Here is a 24,250-nt window from a genome sequence, read left to right as displayed (position 1 = left end):
TTTGAGCGTTGTTGAGATCGCCACTGTGATTGCTCCCCAGAACGCGCTGAAATGGACCGATGCGGGTCGGGCGTCTTCCACAACCGTCCCCGGAATCGGATGGACCCCCTCACTGTTTCGCCGCCAAGTGGCCGGGAATCCGTCTCGGATTGCGGTCGAAAGCCGCTCTCGATCACTCTCGTATGCGGAACTCGATCAGTGGACCGATCGCCTCGCCTTGGCGCTGTCCCAATCTGGCGTGAGACCGGGTGTGTTAGTCGGCCTGGCCTTGCCGAGGTCGGTTGAGGCGATTGCCGCAATGCTCGCAGTGATGAAAGCGGGAGGGGCGTTTCTGCCGATCGATCCCGATTACCCAACGGCCCGGCAAGCGTTTGTCCTGAAAGATGCCGACGTTCCACTCGTAGTGTCGTCCGCCGAGATTGCTCCGAACCTGCCGGTTTCCGGGGCGAGCGTGGTCACGCTCGACGATCTGGAACGGGTTGCTGAGCCTTCCGCACTGGAGTTGAAGCCGGGCAGGGTCGATGATCTCGCCTACGCCATTTACACGTCCGGATCGACCGGCCGGCCGAAGGCGGCGCTGCTAACCCATCGGGGCATCGGTCCGCTCTACGAGGCCCAGGCCCCGGCCTTCGGCATTGGCGAGGGAACACGCGTGCTGCAATTCGCGGCGCTCGGGTTCGATGCGATGATCAGCGAGGTTTTCGTCACGCTCCTTGCGGGGGGGACGGTCTGCGTGGCCGAGGCCGAAGACCTCGTGCCCGGCGATGCCCTGGCCCAGACCCTCCGCGATCGGCGGATTGCCGTGGTGACCTTGCCGCCGACGGTCCTCGGGCTCTTGCCTCGGGGAGACTATCCGGATCTGCGCACGTTGGTCGTTGCGGGAGAGGCGTGCCCGGCGTCGCTGGCGTCGGAATGGTCGGTGGGCCGTCGGTTGATCAACGCCTACGGCCCGACCGAAGCGACCGTGTGTGCCTCGCTCTATCCGTGTCCGGAAGGTCCTCAGCCGGCCCCTCCGATTGGGAAACCTCTGGCCTATGTCGAGGCTTTGATTCTTGATGATTCGGGTCGACCGGTGCCCGATGGCGAGGAGGGAGAGCTTTTTCTGGGGGGGCCCTCGCTGGCCGAGGGCTACCTCCGCCGACCGGAACTCACAACCGAGCGGTTTGTGGTTCACCGCAACGAGGAGGGATCGGCACGACGGTTGTACCGCACGGGAGATCGGGTGCGGCAACGTCACGATGGCCATTTTGAGTTTCTGGGACGCCTGGATGAACAGGTGAAGATCCGAGGCATTCGGATTGAGCCGTCCGAGGTTCGGGACGTTCTCGAACGCCATCCCCAGGTGAGGGCCGCGGCGGTTTTGCCCGAAGGACAAGGGGCCGACCGACGCCTTGCCGCCTTCATCGTTCCCGAGTCCGTCGGTCAGCTTTCATTGGACGACCTCCGAGCGCACTTGCGCGCGAATGTTCCGATTCATTTGATGCCGGGTCGAATGAGCCTGGTGAACGACCTTCCTCGGACGGATCACGGAAAACTTGACCATCGCGCCTTGCTCGATTCCGTGCGCGATCGGCCGAGGAGGGCGCGACCCGAGGAAGAACGGACTCTCCCGTCGGCCCCAAGAGATCCAAGGGAGTTGCTGGTGGCGAGGGTCTGGAAGGACCTGTTCGATCGCGAGGTCGAGATCCACGACGACTTCTTCGAGATTGGTGGCGATTCGCTCGCGGCCATGGATCTGCTGAGTCGGCTTCATCGGGAGTCCGGGGTGGCGCTCTCGATTGCCGCCATGATGCAGCGTCCAACCGTGGCTGGTCTCGCGGAAGCCCTGTCGCATCGACGATCTCCGGATGACTGGTCCCCTTTGGTCCCGATTCAGGACGGAGGGAATCGTCCGCCCTTGTATTGTATCCACCCTGGAGGCGGGAACATTCTTTGCTATGTCGACCTGGTTCGCGCGCTCGGGCAGGATCAGCCACTCTTCGGGCTCCAGGCGCCGGGAGTCGACGATGATCGAACCCCGATGACCTCGGTTGAGGCGATGGCGGACGCTTACCTTGAGGCCATTGCCGCGGTCCAGCCCCGGGGCTCGATTCGATTGTGCGGTTGGTCGTTCGGTGGAGTGGTTGCTTATGAAATGGCGAGACGGCTGGCGGAGGAGGGAAATCCCCCCGAGCGACTCCTCCTGATCGACGCCGGATTCCTGCATTCGTTCGCCATTCTCAGGGCCTTGATTCCGAGTGAAACCCCCCTGTTTCAGTTTCTCGGAGCCAGGCGCGATGGAATTTTCCCGGAATTTCGCCGCCATGCCGAAGCCTCGAAGATTGTTCCTCCGGGAGCTTCGGAGCGGCAAATTCGGCGGATTTTCGAGGTCTTCATGGCCAACGTCGAGGCCCTTTATTCGTACCGGCCCGAACCGTACTCGGGAGGTCGGATTTCCCTGCTGATGGCCGAGGATTACCTCGCCAATCGGCGTCGAGATCCGCTCGATGAGTGGAGACGGCTGAGTGATGATCTGGACATCGCAACTGTTCCCGGGAATCACCTGACGATGATGCGACCGCCTCACGTGGACGCACTGGCTCGGGCAATCGCCGATCGGGTTGGTCCTTCGTCAATCGAGATATCCTTCGATCGTCACTCGTCTTGAGAAGGGATCACGCGCGATGTCCTCCTCGGCTTCCGAGAGACCCTCGGGTGGCTTCGACCGCACTGCCTGGTTTTATGAACCGCTGGCGCGGTTGTATTCGCTCGGTCAGATCGAGGCGGCCAAGGCATCGCAACTGGAGTTCCTGAACCGTGGCGATCGAGTGCTGTATGTGGGAGTGGGGGCAGGCGAGGATGCCGTCCTTGCGGCCTCCCGAGATGTGGAACTGACCTGTATCGACCTCTCGGATCGCATGTTGCGCCGCGCTCGATCGAAGGTTGAGCGCGCGGGGCATACGGCCGAGTTCATTCGCGGCGATGTGTTCGACCACGACCGCAAGGGAGCTTACGACGTGGTAGCCGCGAACTTCTTCTTGAATTGCTTTGAGCGCGGCCCGATGCGTCGGATGCTCCGCCACCTGGCCAGCCTGGTTCGGCCGGGGGGAAGGCTGTTGATTGCCGATGTCGCGGTCCCCTCGGGACCGCTTGTGCATCGAGCGATTCATCGAGCCTACAACGGGGTTGGCATCGCGTTGTACTGGGCGATGGGGTTGGTCCCGCTCCATCCGATCTACGACTACCGGCGCTATTTTGACGAGGCGGGGCTGCGGTGCCAATCGGTGAAGGACTTCCGTGTCCTCCCGTTTGGCCCGGTCAGTTTTCAGGCGATCGAGGCAGTTCGGATTGATCAGGCGATCGAACCGCAATGACGCGAATGCCGAAGGCAATCGTCATTAGCTTGATTGAAATGGTCAAGCGTTGTTGATCGTAATCACGACCTTCCCCACGAGGGTGCCCGCCCCTGCGACGGTGTTGTCTTCGAGGAATTGCTGGGCCTCGGCGGCCTGGTCGAGCGTGAAGGTGCGGCCGACGATCGGCCGGAGTCGGTCGTGAGAAATCCAGCGAATCATGTTCTCGGCACAGGTAAGCTGATCGTCAGGTTCATAATTGAACATGGCGAAACCAAGGATCGAGCAGTTGCGTGGATAGAAGGAGCCCAGGGGGAAGCTTGGGGTGGCGTCCCGACCGGCCATGAGGACGGCTCGTCCTCGCTTGCGGAGCAGGGGGACGATGGTCATCAGGTCGGGATCGCGCTGGGTCTCGTACCAGAGGTCGATGCCGTCCTCGGACCACTCGCGGAGGCGGGCGGGCACATCGTCGGTCTTGTAGTTGAGGACGAGATCGGCGCCGAGCGATCGACAGAGTTCGAGGGTGGGCTCATGCCCGGCGGTTGTGGCGACCCGGGCTCCGGTGGCCTTGGCCATCTGAATGACCATTGAGCCGACCCCACCGCCGCCCCCCGACACATAAACAGTTTCGTGGGGCTTCAGGTGCCCTCGCTCGAACAGACCGAGGTGAGCGGTGATTCCGACCAGGGCCATCGACGCGGCTTCGGCGTCGGACAGCTTGGGGGGGGTCGAATAGAGCCATCGTTCATCGGAGCAGACGTACTCGGCCACCGACCCCTGGCGGCCGAGGAGCCCTTGATTCGACCCCCAGACACGATCTCCGGGACGAAATCGAGTCACCTCGGGACCGACCGCCTCAACAGTCCCGGCGACATCGGTGCCGACCACGTAAGGGAAGCTCATCGGCATGGCGACCCGACCTGATCGCAGGTACAGATCAATTGGGTTGATGGCTGCCGCGCCGACCCGGACGAGCACCTCGCCAGGTCCCGGCGTGGGGGTTGGAAGCTCCCCGACTTTGATGGTCGAGGCTTCACCGTGCGACTCGATATAGGCGGCTCGCATGGGAGCGGCTCCCGTGGCTGGGGTGGGCTGGTGGCACCGTCTTCGGGTGATTCCGGACTCCGGCAACCCGACGGGACCGGAGCGCAACCACCGATCGGATATGCGTTTCCGATGAGAGGATCAGTCGATGTTCACCTGGATTTCATCGCCGACGACCCGTACCGGGAAGGTTGGCACCCGGGATCGAGATCCTTCGAGGTGGCGGCCGTCTTGAAGGTCGAATCGCCAGCCGTGCCAGGTGCAGGTGACCGATTTATCGTAGACGATTCCGTCACTCAGCGGGGCTCCCTGGTGGGGGCAGTAGTCCTCAATCGCGTAGTATTGCCCTCCGTCGAGGAAGACCGCGACCATGACCCCGTCCACATCGAATGCTCGCCCCTGACCTTCAGGGATCTCTCCAACTTTCGCGACCGTATGAAAACGCTCGTCTTCGGTCGACACCAGCGGCCTCCAGATCCGGACGATTCAACGGATGGATTCCGTCCCCGTGTCATGGGGAGACGGCGTCGCCCCTTGCGGGCGACCGATTCACCATCATAGCGGTCGAGTCGGTCGGGGTGAAACCCTTGGCCTTCCGCGGATTCAGAAGTGGTTGGTGAGGGGCCGGGTTCTTGAGGTGATCGACGCGCGTCGGCGAGTTACCGTTGCCGAGTCCCAGCCGGAAGGTCAAGGGATGGCGTCGCGTCAAAGCGGCAGGCAACGCGCGGGGGGAAGGCTCGTGAGGGAGGCGTGTCTCCCTGCAAGGAGGGAGCGATTTCGGCAAGAACCGGGACGCGTCCCTGTGTCCCGGTCAGCCACGACGCGAGAGTTGGAAGACTCTCGATCGCGGTTGTCTTTCACGGTTGCCTCAATGGTGAGGGCGTGCTCAGTAGGCGTTGAAGGTCCAGTACGCCCCCATTCCCGCGATCCCGATCATCCGGATCGACGGATCGAGCAAGGCGGCGGCGTGAGGAGGAGAGGCGAGCCACTGAGCGCCGATGCTGGCGGCCGATCCCATGGCGCTGTTTTGTCGGCGAGCTGGCCCCATGACGTGGTGGCCCAGGCCGCGACTGTTTTGCTGGGCATTGTTCATGTTTGCCCACGCCGACAGGTTTTCGTCGTAAGCGACCGGGGCCAGGCCGTACTGGCTTCGGATGCCGTTGAGCCAGGCCGTAAATCCGTGCGGATCACCCTGGGTCGTAGCCGGGGCAGCAGGCGCGGCGGCGGCCGGAGCGGCAGCCGGCTGAGGGGCCGCGGGGGCGGCCTGCATGGGCTGCTGGCCGGTCCAGTAGGTCACGGCGGCATTCACCGTGTTCTGAACGGTCTGATAGCCCGCGACCGGGGCCGGAGCGGGGTAGTAGTAGTAATATTGCGGCGTGTAGGTGGGCTGGGTCGGTTGGACCTGATACGTCTGGGCGGGTTGCATCTGGACCGGCTGCTGAGCGAGTGTAACCCCTTCGTCGATCACTCGTCGCAGGTCGTTCTCGTCTCGCGTCAACTCGTTCAGGAGGGTTTCGTCGGAGAGGGCCGTCGGTTCGTCGGGAACGACCCCTCGAATCAAGGTCGTGAGCAGTCCCCAGACGGGGTCAGCCGAGGCCATAGCGGATCGAGGAGCAAATCCCGTGATGGCCAGAGCCAGACCAAGCACGGCGGACGTTCGAACAGGGACGCGGTTGAAAACAATCATCGTGTGGTAATTCTCTCGGGTCTCCGTACTTCGCCGTGGCGGCGGGACACTCCCTGACGCTCACGTTTGGACATCGGGGCGGGATTGTCCTTCGGTCAAACCCCGCCACTTTCGCCACGGCGATCCGAAAAGGATGACGATACGCTCCCCTTCGTTGCAAGAGGAATTATCCCCACCGGAGAGAATTCGCTTATTATAGTAACGCCCGATGATCTGGCAGAATTGGGCGACTTGGCAAGTGGGATTCGTGAGTGGTGTTGTGTATGTATTTAATTTTTTGCAGAAGAGAAAACGTGTTCGATTGTAGTTGTTCGTCGATTCTTGGTCATTCGCTCTTGTCGGCCCGTGATTGGGCCGACAAGAGCAATTAGATGTGGTGAAGCTCGCGTGTTACGAGCGGGTCACTTCCCAGCCGCGGCGGTACTCGGTCTGGATCAGTTTGTTGGCTTCGGGATAGTTAGTGACCTGCATCCCCGGGCCGTCCCATTCCAGGCGCTTGCCGGTTCGGATGGCGACGTTGCCGAGCAGGAAGGCCTCGGTCAGCAGGCTGGCCTCATCGAAGTTCGAGTAGGCAATCTCGGGTTTCCCGGCCTTGATGGCCTCGACCCACTCGTTCTTCATGCCCTGGTCGCCTCGGTTATTGCTGGGCAGGCGTTCGGGGGTTTCGAGGTTCTTGCCTTCGGCGAGGGCCTCCGGGTGGAGGCGGTAGCGGGCGCCGTAGTCGTTCGGCGAATAGAGAATCCCCTTCTCGCCGACGAGGATCGAGCCGCTGCCGGGCAGTTTTTCGCCTGGCGAGAGGATCTTGGCTTGCAGCTCCTTCGGCGGCAGGACGAGTTCGCCGTCCAGACGGCCTTCGTACCAGGTCAGGGTCACGGGGGGCATGTCGCCTCGGGCGGGGAACTCGATGTTCACGCGGGCCCAGGCGGGGAAGGTCTCGGGGTTCAGCTCACCGTTCTCGGCCGAGATGGCGACCGGGTGGGCCAGTTTCAGGGCTCGGAAGGCCATGTTGGCCGTGTGGCAGGCCATGTCGCCGATGGCGCCGGTGCCGTAGTCCCACCAGCCTCGCCAGTTGAACGGGTGGTAGACCTTCTCCACGAACGGCCGCAGCGGAGCGCCGCCGATGAACTGATCCCAGTGGATGCCGTCGGGCCAGACGTCGGCCTTGTCCGGGCGGGCGGTGATGGTCGGGGCCTGGGGCCAGACGGGCCGGTTGGTCCAGACGTGGACCTCGGTGACCGGGCCGATGAGTCCGTCCTGGATCAGCTCGACGGCGCGTCGGAGCCCGTCCTCGGCCGACCCCTGGTTCCCCATCTGGGTGCAGACGCCGTACTTGCGGGCTTCTTCCTTCAGCACGCGAGACTCGAAGACGGTCTGCGTCAGGGGCTTCTGGCAGTAGACGTGCTTGCCCATGCGGATGGCCGTGACCGACGGCAGGGCGTGGGTGTGGTCCGGAGTGCTGACGGTGACGGCGTCGATCTCCTTTTCCATCGTGTCAAGCAGCTCTCGGAAGTCGTAGAAGACCTTCGCCGAGGGCCACTTGGCGATTTTCGGGGCCAGGTGGCCTTCGTCGATGTCGCAAAGCGCGACGATCTCGCCGAGGTTGCCGGCCTGGTCAATGTCGCTGCTTCCTTTCCCGCCCACGCCGATGCCGGCGAAGCGGAGCGTCTCGTTCGGCTTGCGGCCCATGCGGGCGGCTGAGTAGGCCGGGGCCGAGTAGAAGTAGCCGAGGGTTGCTGCCCCGGCACCCAGGAAGCCGCGACGATTCATGTTCGTTCTCATTGGCGGTTGGCTCCATCTTCAAAACAAGGCAGTCGGGGGACGGTCCCGATTCTTGAAAGATTAGTGAGCCTTCGCGCCGGCAACAACCGCCCACTGCCAGGTCCTCGGGAGCGTCAACCGCTGGACAGTCCGCCGGGGCCTCGGCTAGAACGGAACTCCGCACGCGGATCATTCCACACCCATTGGCCCGAATGGGAACGCCCGAGGCCCTCATGACTCGATTCCTCGCCCTCACACTGCTTATCGGTTCCGTTGCAGTTACCGCGGAAGCCCAGGACAAGCCCGGCGCACCACCGGAACTGAACGAGTCGTTCCGCAATCCCGATGTGGATCAGTATGTCGAGCGCTTCGAGAGTGAGTCGCGCGAGGTCGCCACGCTGCGGGACGAGGTGCTGAAGATTCTCAAGATTCAACCCGGAATGCGCGTCGCCGACGTGGGGGCAGGGACCGGACTCTACACGATTCCGATGGCCGAGGCCGTGGGAGCGCAGGGGGCCGTTTTTGCGGTGGACATCTCCCCGAACTTTCTCAACTTCATTGCCAGGCGGGCTCAGCAGCAAGCACTCGTCAACGTCTGCACAGTCCTCGGAACCCAGGACTCGACCCAGTTGCCGCCCGAGACGCTCGACCTGGTGTTCATCTGCGACACCTACCACCACTTCGAAAACCCGCCCGCCGTCCTCGGTTCGATCCATCGGAGCATGAAGCCGGGTGCCCGGCTAGTGGTCATTGATTTTGACCGTCGCGAAGGGGTCAGCTCGCCCTTCATCATGGAACACGTCCGAGCCGACGCCCAGACCTTTATCCAGGAAATCTCCTCGGCAGGCTTTCGGCCGATCGACATGGAAGAAATCGACCTTCCCCCCTTCGAGGAAAACTTCATGACCATCTTCGTCCGAGAGGGCCAGCAGACGGGCTCGACTCCGGAGACCCGTCGCTGATGGCTGCCCCTGACGAGCACTCACCGACCGAAGCCCCGAAGGAACTGCCCACCTCGTATGGCCTGACCACGGCGACCTTTGTCGTGGTCTCGAGCATGGTCGGCACGGGAGTGCTGACGACGTCGGGCTATACGTCGTTTGCGGTGGGGAGTAACGCCTGGATGCTCGGCCTCTGGGTGGTCGGCGCGGTGATCGCCCTCTGCGGCGCGCTGTCGCTTTCCGAGCTGGCGGCGGCCATCCCTCGATCAGGGGGCGATTATGTCTTCCTGTTTGAGGCGTATGGTCCGCTGGCGGCCTTCCTCTCGGGATGGGTCTCCTTTCTAATCGGCTTCGGAGCGCCGATCGCGGCGACCTCGGTCGCGGCCGGGGAGTACCTGCTCCGACCGCTCGGGCTTGATGAGGAGACGGCCCTGATCGGCCGGAGACTGGTGGCGACCGGCTTGATCCTGTTGTTCGGGCATCTGCACGGCCGGACCCGAACAGGATCGGTTGGCGTGCATGGGGCTGCCACGATCGTCAAGATCGGCCTGCTCTCCACCCTGGCGATCGCCGGGATTGCCGCGGGATGGGGACGCTGGGAAAACCTGGCCGATGCCCCGGCCGTCGATCAGGTCGATCGGAGCCTGGTCCTCGCCGCGTTTGCATCGCTCGTTTATGTGTACTATTCCTATACGGGATGGAACGCGGCGGCCTACCTCGCCGGAGAGGTCGAAAATCCCCAGCGGAGGCTCCCCCAGGCGATCTTCCTGGGGATCGCCGGCGTGGTCGTGCTCTACCTGGCGATGAACCTCTTCTATGCCCTCGCCGTGACGCCCAGCGACCTGGCGGAGGTCGTTTCCCAGGCCGAGGCCGCGGGCGATCCCAGCCCGATGAGTCGCCTGGCCCCGATCGCAGAGATTGCCTCGACCCGACTCTTTGGCCCCCGGATCGGGGCGGCCCTGTCGGTAGTCATCGGCCTGACATTGCTCGCCTCGCTCAGCGCCTTCATCCTCACCGGGCCTCGGGTGGCCTATGCGATGGCGCGGGCCGGTCAGTTCCCCGCTGTGGCTGCCCGACTCACCGGGACCGCTCAGACTCCGGCCGTGGCGACCGCGATGCAGATCTCCTGGTCGCTCATCCTGCTCTGGACCGGGACGTTTCAGCAAATCATCATTTACGCGGGGGTTGGCCTTGCGCTGTTCTCGATGCTGACGATCACGTCCGTCTATGCGCTCCGGATCCGCCAACCAGACCTCCACCGGCCGTTCCGGACGCCTGGCTATCCGGTCGTCCCGGCGATTTATCTGACGGCGACCTCGTCATTGACCATCGCGGTCTGCATCGAGAAGCCGCAAGAAGCGATCGCGGCGCTCGCGAGTATCGCCGTCGGTGTGCCATTTTTCTACGGCTGGCGATGGCTGTCACACCGACGAGGCTCCGCTTCGGCGTCGTCCTGAGCCGAGCCGCGAGGTTGGCCCTGGAGTCGTGCTCACGAACGCTCCGGGGGCCGTGCGGCCACGGGGCAGGGCAGCGGCTTACCCGCCAGCCCTGCGATCAGGTTCGCCACCGATCCCTCGGCCATCCGAAGTCGCGTCCGATCGGTCGCACTGCCGAGGTGGGGGCTGATCACGACGTTTTCCAGGCCGAGCAGGGGATGATCACGGGGCAGCGGTTCCGGGTCGGTCACGTCGAGCCCGGCGGCGGCGATCGTCCCAGACCGGAGCGCATCGAGCAGGTCATCCGTCACCACCACAGGGCCTCGCGCGATGTTGACGAGCACGGCGCTCGCCTTCATCCGTTTCAAGCTCGATGCGTTGATCAAGCCCCGGGTCCGATCGGTCAGGGGCACGCAAAGAACCACGAAGTCACTCGCCGCCAGCAGTTCCTCGAACCCGACGTATCGAAGCCCCAACTCGTCCTCTACCTGGGGCCGAGGACGACAGTTGTGGTAGAGGACCGTCATGTCGAACCCGATCGCCCGCCGCGCGACCTTCTCGCCGATCCGGCCCATGCCGACAATTCCGAGCGTCGAGCCGTGAACTTCTCGACCAAGCATGTATCCCGGATCGTATCGGGTGAAGGCGGCGGATCGGGCGTAGCGGTCCCCTTCCACCAGGCGTCGGGCTGTGGCCAGCAGCAAGGCGAAACCCATGTCGGCCGTCGCGCCGTCGAGCACCCCCGGCGTGTTCCCGACCGGAATTCCCCGATCCATCGCCGCGCCCAGGTCAATGTGGTCGATTCCCACCCCGTAGTTGCTCACGACGCGGAGCCCCGGCAGGCGGTCGAGCATCGCGGCATCGACGGTCGGATGCCCGTACGTGTAGAGTCCGTCGACACGGCCCATCCCTCCGTCGGTGGCGTCCCAGGGGAGCAACTCGACCCGATCAGAGAGCAGTCCCATCACGGTCGAATCGAGCGGGCCGTCGGCCGCGACCCGGGGGAGATTGCGGTTCAGTTCCATCAGCGTCCACGAGAATCACGGGTGGGGGTTGATCGGTTCGGCCCGAGCCATCATCCTAGCCCGTCATCGACGACGCAACCGGAGGGTTTCAGATGCGGATTGAACTGGGTGGCGAGGTCGCCATGATCTTTGGTGCCGCCCGAGGAATTGGCCGGGCCATTGCCGAGGGTTTCAGCGAGGCGGGGGCCACGGTCGCCTACGTCGATCGCAGCCCGTCGGTCGGCTTTGTCGCGGGGCAATATCGCCGCCATTCCGGCCGGCCGACCGCCGCGTATGTGGCGGATGTGACCGACTTCGACGTGATGTGCCAGGTTGCCGATGATGCCTTTCGGGATCTCGGCCGGGTCGATCACCTCGTCTACGCCGCGGCCATCGGTTCGGGAAAGTTCGGGATGCCCTTCTGGAACCTCGACCCGGGTGATTGGGACCAGGTCCTCCGGGTCAATCTGCTGGGGGCGGTTCACGTCGGGCACGCCTTTGCTCCCCGGATGGCCGAAGCGGGTAGGGGAACGATCACCATGATTGCCTCGGTTGCCGGGCAGATCGGCTCGGCCACCGATCCCCCCTATAGCGCCTCGAAGGCCGCCCTGATCAACTTCGCACAGTGTGCCGCACGCGACCTGGCCGCGAGCAACGTCCGGGTCAACACGATCAACCCCGGTATGGTCAACACGCCGCTCAATCGCTCGGTGTATGAGGCCTGGACGGCCACACAACCCCGAGAAGCGCGCCAGAGCTGGGAGGAGTGGACGTCGGAGAAGATCCAACGTTTGGTGCCGCTCAATCGCTGGCAGGAGCCGGAAGATCTCGCGGCGATGGCGGTCTTCCTGGCCTCCTCCCTGGCGAAGAATATCACGGGTCAAACAATCAACGTGGACGGCGGCTACGTCATGCACTGGTAGTGCAAGGGGACGTCGCCGCCTCGCGATACGATCAGGGGGTGACGAGTTCTCCGAGTTCCGAGTCGATCAACTGCTCATGATCGCTCTCGACATCGACCAGCACGTTGCCGTCGAACGTCACGCGCTGGACCTCGCCTCGGACCTCAACGGCCTTGGGACGGACCCCGGAAAAGACGTTGCCACTGAGGGCGATGTCTCGGGTGCCGTCCAGCACCACGCCGCCGGCCTGACGGTCCCCTTCCAGCCGACGTTCCTCACCCGGTCCAATCGTACTATCGGCGAAGCTGTTGCCAGTGACGGCGATGTGAGCACTCGCCGGACCAATGATCAACGCATGCCGTTGCACGATCGGGAAGGAATTGGCCGAAACGGTGATGCCGTGGGCATCCCTCAGGTCAATTCCATCGGCAAATTCATGAGCGATGACATTGGCGCTCAGAGCGATCCCGTAGCAGTCGCGGTCGAGAATGATACCGGTTCCCTGGCATTCCTCGATCATGTTCCCTGAGACGACCGATCCATAAGTGTTCTCGATGACCACGCCGTTGCCAAGATGATCATCCAGGCAGTTGCCGGTCATGCAGAGATTGTAGCCGTCGATGCAGTGAAGCGCGTCCTGGTTTTCCTCGAACTGGTTGGCGGCAACGACGATATCATGACAGCCAATCAGGTTTAGACCTGTTCTTTTGTTGTAGGTGATCAACGAGTTGCAAATGCGGGGGTCTTCGTAGCAATTCTCCAGCAAGATCCCATCGCCGCCGTGCTCGCTGACGGTCACACCCTCGATGAACAATTCGTTCACCCCTCGGGCGGCGATCCCGTGCCCACTTTGCTCATGGCCGGTGATCCGGAAATTCGAGAGGTGAATGCGCCAGATGCGCGCTCGGGGATTCGTATCGTAATCCTTCGGTTCGATCACAAAGGCGGGAGACTTTTCGCCACCGATATTCTTGATGTGGGTCGCGGTGCCGGACCCTTGAATGGAAACGTCTTCCGAATGAAGTTTTAACGGCTCCTTGATTTCAAACGTTCCCGCGGGAAGCACGACCATCCCACCTTCGGGAGGAAGGGCATCGATTGCCGCCTGGAGGCTCGGGTAATGAATGGCCTCGATGGTCGGTCGAGCCCCGGGCAGTCGGTCTTCCCCTTGCTGGGCGATCCCGGAATCGGGGCCAAGCATCACCCAGACCAATGCGGCCAGGGCGGGGGTGAGCAGCAGCACGAATGAGCGTTTCATGGAGAACTCCGCAGCGGTGCAGTTCCGTTCAGGCAAGAATCGGTTCGATCACGTGTCCGTGAACGTCGGTCAGGCGACGGTCGATCCCGTCGTGTCGCACGGTCAGTTTGGTATGGTCGATCCCGAGCAGATGCAAGAGGGTCGCGTGCAGGTCGTAGCCGGTGGTCACATCCTCCACCGCCTTGTACGACCATTCGTCGCTTGCGCCAAAGGTCACGCCTCCCTTGATGCCACCACCGGCCAGCCACGAGGTGAAGGTGAAGGGATTGTGGTCGCGTCCCTTGCCCCCCTGACTGCAGGGCATCCGACCGAATTCAGTGGTCCAGAGAATAATCGTGTCGTCGAGAAGTCCTCGCGTTTTCAAGTCTTTGATCAAGGCGGCGGCCGGACGATCCATGCTCCTGGCCATCTCGCCGTGATCGCGTTCGAGGTCCTCATGAGAATCCCAGTTGCGACGCGGGAAGCCATTGTCCGCGCCACTCCAGAGTTGGACGAAGCGCACCCCGCGTTCCAGCAATCGGCGGGCAATGAGACAGTTGCGGCCAAAGTCGGCCGTGATCTCCTCATCAAGCCCGTAGAGACGTCGGGTGGCCTCGGTTTCTCCGGAAAGGTCGAGCACTTCAGGCGCACTCAGTTGTAACCGGGCTGCCAGTTCGTACGAGGCAATCCGGGCATCAAGCCTCGAATCGCCGGGGCGATCGTCGGCATGGCTTCGATTCAACCGGGCGAGCAGGGCGCGGCCGTCGCGCTCGGCCTCGGCATCCAGGAAGTCGGTCTCGGGGGGGAAGAGCGACCGGATCGGCCGAGGGGCCGAGGGCCGGATCATCGTCCCCTGATGCTCCGCGGGCAAAAACCCTGCGGCCCAGTTGGCCGGACCGTTGGGAGCGAAACCTCGGGAGTCGGGAAGGACCACAAAGGTTGGTAAGTTTTCATTCAGGATTCCCAGTCCATACGACACCCAGGCCCCGACGCTCGGGAACCCAGGCATGACAAACCCGGTCGCCTGTAAAAAGGTTGCCGGGCCGTGGACGTTCGACGAGGAGACCATGGCCGGGAGAAAGGCAATGTCATCGACGCATGAGGCCACATGCGGCACCAAATCGCTAACCCAGGCGCCACACTCTCCATGCTGCCGCCAGGCCCACGGGCTCGCCATCACCGCACCCGGATCGCTCTGGAACAGTTCGACCTTCCCTCCGGGATCAAACGCCTGGCCATTTCGTTCGATCAAGAGTGGTTTGTAATCAAACGTGTCGCACTGACTGGCCGCTCCCGACATAAACAGCTGCACCACTCGCTTGGCCTTCGCCGGGTGGTGCAAGCCGCCATTCAGGTCTGCACGCCTTTGAGAGACTCCAGCCTCGTCAGCGGCCAGAATCCCCTCGGTCCCGAGGAGGTGCGCCAGCGCAATTCCTCCCAGTCCTCCACCCGCGTGCCAGAGAAATTGACGACGATTCATCGGTGCAAGTCTCCCAGAAGAGAGGCAACGGCACGCGCCGGAGGTAGGATCGAGTTGCCAGGAGGCGGAGGGTTAATCGAGAAACACAAATTCATTCAGGTTGAACAGAATGCGACAGGCTGCCGCCAGCCCGTGCTCCCGGGCATACGAGACCATTACCAAACGCTCGTCCGGGGTCGGAGATCGGGCCACGGTCAACCGATAGGCTGAGTCGATCTGAGCTCCCAAGTCATCCGCCACCGCTTGGACTCGGGAGGCGAGGTCCTCGGATCGGGCAATCATAAACGGGTCATTCAGGAGTGCGAGCGCTTGCAACGCGGTAATGGTTTCGTTGCGAACCGGGACGTTAATGTTCGGGTCCGCCCCGTCGAGACACTCGATGAAGGGGTTCGGAACGCTTCGCACCACGAACCGATAGACCGCGCGTCGGCGACCGTCAACCGGGTCGATCCACTCGGGGTCATCGTGGTCGTAGATCGGCGAATGGTCATCCTTGAACCGAAACAGATCGAAGCCAGGCCCGCCCATCGTGTCATCGAGTACCCCAGAGGCAAAGAGGGTCGCGTCTCGAATTTCCTCCGCCTCAAGCCTTCGGCGTTCCTGACGCCAGACGAACCGATTGCCTGCATCGATTCGGGCGTTTGTCTCGTGATGGGTCGATGCTTGTCGATACGTGTTGCTGGTCATGATCAAGCGATCGAGCGCCTTGATCGAGCCGCCAGAGTCACGAAATTCGACGGCCAGCCAGTCGAGCAATTCCGGGTGGGTTGGCATCGACCCGTTCCGGCCAAAGTCGCTTGGTGTGTCCACGATCCCTCGACCGAACGCATCCTGCCAGGCGCGGTTGACGAACGATCGCCAGGTCAGCGGATTCTCGGGATCAGTGATCCAACGGGCCAACGCTGCTCGCCGTGCTCCCTCGTCCGAGGTCGCTTCGATCTCCGGGTTGAGCGTGCTGACGCAGGACAGGGCCCCGGGCGAAACCTCCTCGCCAGGAGACTCCACGTCTCCTCGGTTCAGCAAGCGAATCGGTCGGGGTTCACGAGGTAAGGCTGCATAAACGAGTGAGCCTGCGTCGTCGATGGGTCGGTCCCCCCGTTCGACACCGGCAAACACGGCCTGGAGCCGGTAGTAATCCACCTGAGGAATCGGGTCGAACTTGTGATCGTGGCAGCGGGCGCAATGGACGGTGAGGCTGACGAATGTGGACATCGTGTTGGCCAGCATGTCGTCTCGGTCGATCAATCGTGTTTTTTCCTTGTCGACGGTCCCTTCACGCAGCTCGACATGGCCGACAAAATCCCAGGGGCCGGCGGCGATGAACCCGGTGGCGATCAGGCGTTCCGGTTCTCCGGGAAAGAGAACGTCTCCGGCGATCTGTTCCTCAATGAATCGAGCGTAAGGGGTGTCTTCATTCAACGACTCGATCACATAATCACGATAGCGCCAGGCGTGAGGACGGCGTTTGTCCTTATCGTAGCCGTGGGTGTCGGCGTAGTGAACCAGATCCAGCCAGCGGCGGGCCCGACGTTCGCCGTAGCGAGGCGAAGCGAGCAGGCGATCGATCACCCGTTCGAAGGCATCGGGCGACTCGTCGGCAAGAAAGGCATCGACCGCTTCGGGGGTCGGCGGCAAGCCGGTCAAGTCGTAGGTGGCCCGACGGATCAAGGTCCGCCGATCGGCTTCCGGAGCAGGGGTGAGCCCCTCGGCCTTGAGCCGGTCGAGAATGAAGGCATCGATCGGATTGCGGACGGTAGACGTGGGGGAAACCTCGGGAATCTCCGGACGCCTCAAGGGGACGAGCGACCACCACGCTCCCTCGAAACGCCGATCGCGCAGGGTCACGCCCTCGGGCCAGGGGGCTCCCGCGTCGAGCCACTGGCGGATCGCCTCGACCTGCTCAGCGTTGAGAGGGTCGCCTTCGGGAGGCATTTGCGGCTCCCCTCCCGAAACCACATCCAGCAGCAGGCTGAATTCCGGATCTTCCGAATCAATGGCCGGTCCGCTGAAGCCTCCCACTCGAAGCCCGTCCCGGGTTTCGAGCGAGAGCGATCCCTTCGGTCGGTCGCCGCTGTGGCAGTGCAGGCATCGCGATTCCAGAATCGGCGCGACTCGATCGATCAGCAGATCAGCGTCGTCGATCGGCCCCGTCATCGTCAGACCGAGCAGTGTCAATGTGCCAATCATCATGGTTCGCGGCGTCTCCCTCGTGATGCCCGCGTCTGAAACGACCCTTGGTTTGAACCTACCGCAGTGATGCATCCCCCGCAACCGTGGGAGGTCGGAAACCGCTTCCCCCCTTAGCTCCGGGGTCTGGCCGTCCTCTGCTCGCAAACGATCGGGCCGGGGATCGTCAGTGGCGGGTTCATCGACTAGGATAAAGGACAGTGAGAACCTGAAGGGTGAATCCTCCGGAGGATCCTATGTCGCCCGCCGACCCCGCCAGCCCCAGCCAGGCTCACAACGTCCTGCGCACCACCCGAAGCGACCTCGACCCCATCTTCTACCCGAAGACGGTTGCCGTGATCGGTGCGACCGAGGCTGCCGGCAGTGTCGGACGAACCATTCTCTGGAATTTGCTCAGCAGTCCCTTCGGAGGCACGGTCTATCCGGTCAACCCGAAGCGGCCGAATGTGTTGGGGGTGAAGGCGTACCCGCGCGTCTCAGACCTCCCCGAGCCGGTCGATCTGGCCGTTGTCGTGACGCCGGCTCCCACGGTGCCGGGAATCATCGGCGAGTGTGTTGATGCCGGCGTCAAGGGAGCCATCATCATCTCGGCCGGCTTCAAGGAGGTCGGGCCACAGGGGGCCGAGCTGGAACGCCAGGTTCTCGAACAGGCCCGTCGCGGCAGGATGCGGATCATCGGTCCGAACTGCCTCGGGGTGATGAATCCGATGACCGGCCTGAACGCCACCTTTGCCGGTGCAATGGCAAGGCCGGGAAACGTCGGATTCATCAGTCAGAGTGGCGCGCTTTGCACAGCGGTCCTCGACTGGAGCTTTCAGGAACAGGTCGGCTTCAGTGCCTTCCTCTCGATCGGTTCGATGGTGGATGTCGGCTGGGGCGATCTGATCGACTACCTCGGCGACGATCCGAAAACACGATCGATCGTCATTTACATGGAGTCGATTGGCGATGCGCGCAAGTTCCTGTCGGCGGCCCGAGAGGTCGCCTTGACCAAGCCGATCATCGTCATCAAGGCCGGGCGGACCTCGGCCGCCGCCGCTGCTGCTGCCTCGCATACCGGAAGCCTGACCGGCAGCGACGAGGTCCTCGATGCCGCTTTTCGACGTTCCGGAGTGCTGCGAGTCAACTCGATTGCCGACATTTTCAACATGTCCGAAGTGCTCGCCAAGCAGCCGCGCCCCCGAGGGCCCCGGCTGGCGATTCTCACCAATGCCGGTGGTCCAGGGGTCCTGGCGACGGATGCCCTGATTCAGAACGGCGGCGAACTGGCCGACCTCTCCTCCGAAACGATCGCCGAACTCAATGAGTTTCTCCCCGGCGCCTGGAGCCGGGGGAATCCCGTCGATATTCTCGGCGATGCTGGACCCGAGCGGTACGCGAAGGCGGTCGAGGTCGTCTCCCGCGATCCCAACAGCGACGGCTTGCTCGTGGTGCTCACGCCTCAGGCCATGACCGACCCGACCCGGACGGCCGATCAGTTGAAGGTCGCCGCCAGGAAGGGGGGCAAGCCAGTGCTGGCGAGCTGGATGGGCGGAACCCATGTCGCCGCGGGCGTTGATATTCTCAATCGCTCAGACATTCCAACCTTTACCTATCCCGACACCGCTGCGCGCGCCTTCGCCGCGATGTGGCGTCATAGCGATGCCCTGCGAGGCATTTACCAGACCCCTTCCGAAACCGAGCACGAAGGGGACGGCGTGATCAACCAAGCCGCCGCCGAGGAGATTGTTCGAGCCGCTCGGAGCGCGGGCCGAACGATCCTGAACGAGGCGGAATCGAAGCGGTTGCTTACCGCGTATGGAATTCCCACGGTCGAGACGATCGTTGCGGCCGACGAGCAGGCGGCCGTCTCCGCGGCCGATCGGATCGGCTATCCCGTGGTGCTTAAGTTGCATTCCGACACCATCACCCATAAGACCGATGTCGGCGGCGTGATGCTCAATCTGGTGGATGGGAAAGCGGTACGGGCGGCCTTTCAATCCATCCGAACCTCCGTTCTGAACACCACCAGCGAGGCCGACTTCCAGGGGGTGACCGTTCAACCGATGATCCGGCAGCTCGACGGATACGAGCTGATCATCGGCAGCAGTATCGATCCGCAGTTCGGTCCCGTCTTGCTCTTTGGCACGGGAGGCTCACTGGTCGAGGTCTTCCGGGATCGAGCGCTCGCCCTTCCTCCCCTGAACACGACCCTGGCCCGTCGCATGATGGAGCAAACGCGCATTCTCACGGCCTTGAAAGGAGTCAGAGGGCGGCCGCCGGTCGATCTGGGCGCTCTGGAACGGCTGCTGGTCCGATTCAGTCAGCTTGTCGTCGAGCAACGTTGGATCAAGGAGATCGATATCAATCCGCTCCTGGTCTCGCACGAGTCGATGCTCGCGCTCGACGCTCGCGTCATTGTGCATGATCTCGACGTTTCCGCCGCGGATCTTCCCCGAACGGCGATTCGCCCGTATCCCACACAATATGTCGAACCGTTTACGCTCCGAGATGGAACCCGGACGACCATCCGGCCGATCCGTCCGGAAGACGAACCCTTGATGATCGCCTTCCACGAATCGCTCTCGGAACGGAGCGTCTATTCACGGTATTTCCAGGCAATGAAGCTCAGCACCCGGGTCGCCCACGAGCGGCTGACCCGGATCTGCTTCATCGACTACGACCGCGAAATGGCCCTGGTCGTTTCAAGGCGCCCCACCGAGCCGGGTCGTCACGAGATTCTCGCCGTCGGCCGCCTGAGCCGGCAACATAGTTTCGACGAGGCCGAATTCGCCCTGCTCGTGGCCGATGCCTACCAGGGCCACGGCCTGGGAGGCGAATTGCTCCGACGCCTGATCCAGATCGCCCGCAATGAAGGGATCCGCCGGGTGACGGCCGATATGCTCCGCGACAATCGGCCCATGCAGCGCGTTTGCGAGCGACTCGGCTTCCGCCTCCGATACGATCCGGACGACCAGATCGTCCATGCCGAGATCGAGCTGTGAACACGCTCGATCAACTCACCAGCGGGCGAGGCCGCTTGACGATCTGAAGCCGGTTTCCTTCCGGGTCGCGGAAGAAGGCGGTCGTCATCGTCTCGTTGTCAACAGCCGTATCGTCCTCGAACGTGAGCCCCCGAGCTTCCAGGTCGGCGCGGGCCGCGGCCACGTCATCGACGATGAAGGCGATGTGGCAGACGTGCCTCGTATCGACGGCGGGCACCTCGGTCGGGCGGCCAATCAACTCCACCGCCACCCCGGCATCATCGGCCAGGAAGTAGCCGGGAGGCGAGGCCTTGCTGTTGTCGAGAATCACCCGAAGCCCCAACGCCTCAACATAAAAATCTTTCAAGGCATGAGGGTCGGCGGCAAACAGGGCGACGTGTTCGATGCGAGCCATGACGGTGAGTGTTCCGTGGTTATGCCGGGCGACGGCGGGTGGTTGAACGAGACGGCGAGATGTTGCCGCCGCTCCATTCTTCAATAACCTTCCAGTGAGTCTCGCCGACAGGTTGAATCGAGAGTCGGCTTCCTTTGCGAAGCAGCTCCATCCCTTCCAGTCGCGGCTCGGCACGCAGTCGGGGAAGCTCGATCAAGGGCTCGATCGCCCGAACCGCCCGGATGGAAACCTGGAACCAGATGGGGTTATCCGGGTCACTCTTGGGGTCGTAATGATCGGCGTTCGGGTCGAAGGCGGTCGGGTCGGGATGGGCCTCACGCACCACCTCGGCAATTCCGGCAATCCCCGGAGGATTGGCGTTCGAGTGGTAGAAGAGGACAAGATCCCCCTTCTTGACCTGATCGCGCAGGAAGTTCCGGGCCTGGTAGTTCCGCACGCCGTCCCATCCGGTCGTCCGGTCGGGCGAGGCCATCAGATCGGCAAAGGAGAAGCAGTCCGGCTCCGATTTGAACAGCCAGTATGCCATGACGATCGATCCTCGATCTCCCGATCCCACAAGCTCCCCTTGGCCTCAGGACCATCCAGGTAGACTACCATGCGATGGGCTTCAGGGGGAGTCCCCGCTTGCGAACCGCAGCCGGTTACGAACCTTGATTCGAGGGAGGCTGATCCTCGGCCTCATCCGGGTTGCCCTGAAGCCACTCATCCAGTTCTTCGGGGCTGATGTGATCCCGAGGCGGGGCTTGAAATTGACGGGCCGAGGCGGCCCGCGCCCGCAGCGCGCGGGCCGTCGTGACACTTCGAACCACAAGGTACACGATCACCAATCCGATCAGTCCCAGCAGCCAGGCCGGAGACGACGGGCCAGGGGCGATCGCCTCCTCCGCAGGCCGACGATCGTCAGGAACGTATTCAAGTCGGCCGATGAGCATCGGTGCTTTCCGGGCCTTATCGGCGGCGTTATACGCCAGCAGCTTGAAGAAATAGCCGTGGAAGATGACGAACGCGTTCACGTCGTCCCCACCGGGAAGGCCCTGGGGAGCGTCTTCGAAGACGAGCACGTAGGGAAAGCCTCGGCTGTCTCCGGTAAATGTCCAGGCCTCGTACAGGGCGCCTTCGGGGGCGATCCGATCGGGAAGGTCGTCGATGCGGAGGATGCGGCGGGCGGTCCCTTGCAGGCGGATCGGCAAGCCTCGGTAACGCTCGGGACGATCCAGCAGGTCGGAAAAGACCACATCGGTGCGGGCGGTTTCACGGAGTGTCTCGATGGGGGTTCTCCGCGCCCGGTCGAGCAGTTCGGCATAGGCCGCCGTCTCGCTGAATTGCAAGGGAGCCTCGTCCCGAACCGCCTCGAAGACGATCGAATCATCCGGTGGGGGCAGGGGAGTCTGCTCGCCGATTCCCTTGGCCGGTTCGGGAGCCGGCGCTACTTCGGGCCGAAGGAATTGCACCAGGAGAATGCCCGAGAGGATGACCAGGGTGATCAGCGGAATCACCTGTCCCCAGGCAACGCCTCGACGCACCGGGCCGTCGGGCTCGAAGGGGTCTGCGTGGCTCATCGGTTCCCTCGGCAGACGGTGGAGGAGCAACAGGCGATCGAGGCCTCAGTTCATCTCAGTGAAGTTGACCTTCGTTAGCCCAAGGTCGGAGAACATGTTCAAGACCGCAACCAGGTGTTCCCAGTGAAGATCCGGATGCGCCCGGATCAGTGCCTGATCGAATCCATAGTCCGGGTCTTCAAGCAACCCTTTAATCCGATCGCGGAGGCTGGGAAGGTTCTCGAACCGCAATTCCTCCAGTTCGATTCCGGTCAACTCTCCCGTGTTGTTCGAGAGCAACGTCACCTGGAATGATCGGATTGCCGGGGGTTCGTCCGAGGGGCTCTCCTCAGGAGGCGGTTCCGGTTCGGGCTCGGTCTGAGGAGTGGTCGGCAGCAGGTTCAGGTCAAACTGCAGCTCCATCGGCGCGGGCTTGAACGTGAGGATGAAGAACGTGAGCAGCTGAAAGGCCACGTCGAGCATGGGAGTCAGCGGGACTTCAATTTCGGTCGATTGACGCGGTCGAAACATCAGGGGCTGCTCCGGGGGCGGGCGTTGGCAGCATCAGAATGGGCTGAGAGAAGGAGCAAGTGTTGTCTGCTCTCCCGACCCGATCGTGCTTCGTCCGTCAATAAGTTGGTGCACTGAGGGCTCGGAGGTCGAACCGGGAGAAATTCACATCCTGGCAGGCCCGGATGAGCCGGAAGACCTCGGTAAACGGGGCCTGGCGATCGGCCCGAAGAATCACGGTCGTGGGCAGCGGCTCTCCGGCCGAGAGCGTGACGCCGGCGGCGTCGGCATTGAGGCGGGCCAGGTCGGCCTGGAAGCGAATATGCTTGAGTGCCTCGTCGGCGCTGAGAGCCTGGCTGGCCACCAGCAGGCGGCCGGTCTCGTCGATGTTCAGGACGAGCTTGTCCTCGGCCGGGTTGAGAATCGGTCGGGCCGACCCCGCCACCGGGAGCCGGACCCGCTGGTCATACACTTCCTGGTTGAAGTTCGAGACCATGATGAAAAAGGTCATGAGCTGGAAGACGACGTCGAGCAGCGGCGTCAGGTCGGGCTGATACTTGACGTTGTGCAGTTTGGGTCGGGGCATGGTCGGTCGGGCCTCCTCGCGTGGCACCGGGTTCGGGCTTCGGCTCAGGTGGCGGTCCGGGTGACCCCTTGCTGCTGCTTGGCGGCTTGCCAGAAAGCGTTGATGGTGCGATCGGCGATCTTGGTCGTCTCGGTCGCGATGAAGACGATCCGGTTCCGGAAGAAGGCGAAGAAGAAGATCGCCGGCACCGACACAATCAACCCTTCGAAGGTCGTGACCAGCGCGAGCGAAATGTTCCCGGCCAGCTTCGTCGGATCGACCTGCACCCCCTCGACCGTCGCCAGGTCCTGGAAGGCGAGGATCATGCCCAGCACCGTTCCGAGCAGGCCGAGCATCGGGGCGATCGTGCCAATCGTGCCGAGATAGCTGTTCTTCGACTCCATATCGACCACGATTTCCTCGGCCGTCGCGTTCATCGCTTCCTTGGCCTCGGTTCGACCGTTGGGCATGTTGGCCACGCCGGTCCGCACCAGCCGGGCCAGGAACGAATTATCCTCACGGCAGGCGTCGTAAGCTTCCTGGAATTTCTTCTCTCGGATCGCGTTATCGAGCAGGTCGACCAGTTGCGGCGGCACCGCTTCCTTGAGCCGGAACTCCAGGAACAGGCGAATGATCATCGCCACCAGAGTGATCGACAGAATGATGATCAGGCCGCCGATGATGCCCGACGACTCGATAAACCACTGCAATCCCGACTTGGTTCGAACCGGGCTTCCCGACGTGGTCTCGGCCGAAGCCGGCTCAGACGCCTCCGGTTCCGGCTCGGGCGCGGGAGCAGCCTCGGGAGCCGGGGCACCCTCCGGTTCCGGAGCCGGTGGAGGCGGCACGTCCTCCTGGGCCATCGCAACGGTCGGCATCAGTCCGATCGTGCCGACGCACAAGAGCGGCAGCGTCAGCAACGCCGCCAGCAGAATTCGGGACAGGCGACGGCCCCTCGGGCTCGGAATCGGGGTCGGCATCGGTGGCGGTCTCCGTCGGCGGTCGGGTCGGAGTCGGATTCGGAGTCGACGTCGAGATCCAAACGAAGCGATTTCAGGTGAGGGTCAAGGTCGAGCCGGGCCACGCGGCGAGTGAAGGGACCTCGGGAAGTGTCGGAACCGATCGACCTCGCGATCCGATTGGACCATTCCCGCTCGCGTGCGCTCAAGAAAGCCTCATCGGGATTCTCTGTCGCGTCTTGCCACCTGTCAACCATCCCTTCCGAACCGAAGCGGTTCGACGCCCTCACCA

20 protein-coding genes are annotated in these 24,250 nt (G+C 63.1%); 6 read left to right on the top strand and 14 right to left on the bottom strand.

The window, feature by feature from the left end; all coding sequences use genetic code 11:
• Window position 1 precedes the first annotated feature (1 nt).
• Together GA615_RS04485 and GA615_RS04480 are read left to right on the top strand one after the other, a co-directional pair.
• A complete protein-coding gene (locus GA615_RS04485) occupies window positions 2–2,647 on the top strand; it encodes an amino acid adenylation domain-containing protein (RefSeq protein ID WP_152050053.1) in 2,646 nt (881 codons plus the stop codon).
• Window positions 2,648–2,663: 16 nt separating this feature from the next.
• The gene (locus tag GA615_RS04480) at window positions 2,664–3,353 is read left to right on the top strand and encodes a class I SAM-dependent methyltransferase (protein ID WP_152050052.1); all 690 of its coding nucleotides are present in this window, start codon (window positions 2,664–2,666) and stop codon (window positions 3,351–3,353) included.
• A 42-nt stretch (window positions 3,354–3,395) separates the two neighbouring features.
• On the opposite strand, the gene GA615_RS04475 is transcribed toward GA615_RS04480, so the two are convergent.
• The 4 genes from GA615_RS04475 to GA615_RS04460 all read right to left on the bottom strand — a co-directional run bounded on the left by GA615_RS04475 (window position 3,396) and on the right by GA615_RS04460 (window position 7,842).
• The gene (locus GA615_RS04475) at window positions 3,396–4,397 is read right to left on the bottom strand and encodes a quinone oxidoreductase family protein (protein ID WP_152050051.1); all 1,002 of its coding nucleotides are present in this window, start codon (window positions 4,395–4,397) and stop codon (window positions 3,396–3,398) included.
• Between the two features lie 120 nt (window positions 4,398–4,517).
• The gene (locus tag GA615_RS04470) at window positions 4,518–4,838 is read right to left on the bottom strand and encodes a Rieske (2Fe-2S) protein (RefSeq protein WP_152050050.1); all 321 of its coding nucleotides are present in this window, start codon (window positions 4,836–4,838) and stop codon (window positions 4,518–4,520) included.
• A gap of 424 nt (window positions 4,839–5,262) precedes the next feature.
• On the bottom strand, window positions 5,263–6,063 hold the full coding sequence (locus tag GA615_RS04465) for a CAP domain-containing protein (RefSeq protein ID WP_152050049.1): 801 nt from the start codon (window positions 6,061–6,063) through the stop codon (window positions 5,263–5,265).
• Window positions 6,064–6,453: 390 nt separating this feature from the next.
• Window positions 6,454–7,842 (bottom strand): Gfo/Idh/MocA family protein, encoded by a 1,389-nt coding sequence (locus GA615_RS04460; RefSeq protein ID WP_152050048.1) that lies wholly within the window; start codon window positions 7,840–7,842, stop codon window positions 6,454–6,456.
• 212 nt (window positions 7,843–8,054) lie between these two features.
• On the opposite strand from GA615_RS04460, the gene GA615_RS04455 reads away from it, so the two are divergent.
• Window positions 8,055–8,783, top strand: coding sequence for a class I SAM-dependent methyltransferase (locus tag GA615_RS04455; protein ID WP_161602168.1), 729 nt, complete (start codon window positions 8,055–8,057; stop codon window positions 8,781–8,783).
• Window positions 8,783–10,219, top strand: coding sequence for an APC family permease (locus tag GA615_RS04450; RefSeq protein WP_152050046.1), 1,437 nt, complete (start codon window positions 8,783–8,785; stop codon window positions 10,217–10,219). The genes GA615_RS04455 and GA615_RS04450 overlap by 1 nt, the downstream gene beginning before the upstream one ends.
• A gap of 32 nt (window positions 10,220–10,251) precedes the next feature.
• Here the strand turns inward: GA615_RS04450 and GA615_RS04445 are convergent, their stop codons facing one another.
• Window positions 10,252–11,223: a 2-hydroxyacid dehydrogenase gene (locus tag GA615_RS04445; protein ID WP_152050045.1), complete on the bottom strand. Its 972-nt coding sequence runs from the start codon at window positions 11,221–11,223 to the stop codon at window positions 10,252–10,254.
• A gap of 92 nt (window positions 11,224–11,315) precedes the next feature.
• On the opposite strand from GA615_RS04445, the gene GA615_RS04440 reads away from it, so the two are divergent.
• Window positions 11,316–12,125 (top strand): SDR family NAD(P)-dependent oxidoreductase, encoded by an 810-nt coding sequence (locus tag GA615_RS04440; RefSeq protein ID WP_152050044.1) that lies wholly within the window; start codon window positions 11,316–11,318, stop codon window positions 12,123–12,125.
• Window positions 12,126–12,156: 31 nt separating this feature from the next.
• On the opposite strand, the gene GA615_RS04435 is transcribed toward GA615_RS04440, so the two are convergent.
• From GA615_RS04435 to GA615_RS04425, 3 genes are all read right to left on the bottom strand, one after another.
• The gene (locus GA615_RS04435) at window positions 12,157–13,362 is read right to left on the bottom strand and encodes a right-handed parallel beta-helix repeat-containing protein (protein ID WP_152050043.1); all 1,206 of its coding nucleotides are present in this window, start codon (window positions 13,360–13,362) and stop codon (window positions 12,157–12,159) included.
• 28 nt (window positions 13,363–13,390) lie between these two features.
• Entirely contained in the window at window positions 13,391–14,821 is a 1,431-nt protein-coding gene (locus GA615_RS04430) for a DUF1501 domain-containing protein (RefSeq protein WP_152050042.1), read from the bottom strand.
• A gap of 72 nt (window positions 14,822–14,893) precedes the next feature.
• Window positions 14,894–17,011: a PSD1 and planctomycete cytochrome C domain-containing protein gene (locus tag GA615_RS04425; protein ID WP_152050041.1), complete on the bottom strand. Its 2,118-nt coding sequence runs from the start codon at window positions 17,009–17,011 to the stop codon at window positions 14,894–14,896.
• A gap of 233 nt (window positions 17,012–17,244) precedes the next feature.
• Between GA615_RS04425 and GA615_RS04420 the strand changes: the two genes are divergently transcribed.
• Window positions 17,245–19,992: a bifunctional acetate--CoA ligase family protein/GNAT family N-acetyltransferase gene (locus GA615_RS04420; protein WP_152050040.1), complete on the top strand. Its 2,748-nt coding sequence runs from the start codon at window positions 17,245–17,247 to the stop codon at window positions 19,990–19,992.
• Between the two features lie 10 nt (window positions 19,993–20,002).
• On the opposite strand, the gene GA615_RS04415 is transcribed toward GA615_RS04420, so the two are convergent.
• The 6 genes from GA615_RS04415 to GA615_RS04390 form a co-directional block, all read right to left on the bottom strand.
• Entirely contained in the window at window positions 20,003–20,386 is a 384-nt protein-coding gene (locus tag GA615_RS04415; RefSeq protein WP_152050039.1) for a VOC family protein, read from the bottom strand.
• A gap of 19 nt (window positions 20,387–20,405) precedes the next feature.
• Window positions 20,406–20,912 (bottom strand): EVE domain-containing protein, encoded by a 507-nt coding sequence (locus tag GA615_RS04410; protein WP_152050038.1) that lies wholly within the window; start codon window positions 20,910–20,912, stop codon window positions 20,406–20,408.
• Between the two features lie 115 nt (window positions 20,913–21,027).
• Window positions 21,028–21,945, bottom strand: coding sequence for a hypothetical protein (locus tag GA615_RS04405; RefSeq protein ID WP_152050037.1), 918 nt, complete (start codon window positions 21,943–21,945; stop codon window positions 21,028–21,030).
• A gap of 45 nt (window positions 21,946–21,990) precedes the next feature.
• Window positions 21,991–22,455, bottom strand: a complete 465-nt coding sequence (locus GA615_RS04400; RefSeq protein WP_152050036.1) for an ExbD/TolR family protein — start codon at window positions 22,453–22,455, stop codon at window positions 21,991–21,993.
• 97 nt (window positions 22,456–22,552) lie between these two features.
• Window positions 22,553–23,020 (bottom strand): ExbD/TolR family protein, encoded by a 468-nt coding sequence (locus tag GA615_RS04395; protein WP_152050035.1) that lies wholly within the window; start codon window positions 23,018–23,020, stop codon window positions 22,553–22,555.
• 44 nt (window positions 23,021–23,064) lie between these two features.
• A complete protein-coding gene (locus tag GA615_RS04390; protein ID WP_152050034.1) occupies window positions 23,065–23,979 on the bottom strand; it encodes a MotA/TolQ/ExbB proton channel family protein in 915 nt (304 codons plus the stop codon).
• Between the last annotated feature and the right edge of the window lie 271 nt (window positions 23,980–24,250).

The organism is Tautonia marina, from assembly GCF_009177065.1.
GTDB lineage: Bacteria > Planctomycetota > Planctomycetia > Isosphaerales > Isosphaeraceae > Tautonia > Tautonia marina.
The sequence above is the reverse complement of the archived record's forward strand: the minus strand, read 5'-3'. Positions and strand labels throughout refer to the sequence as shown.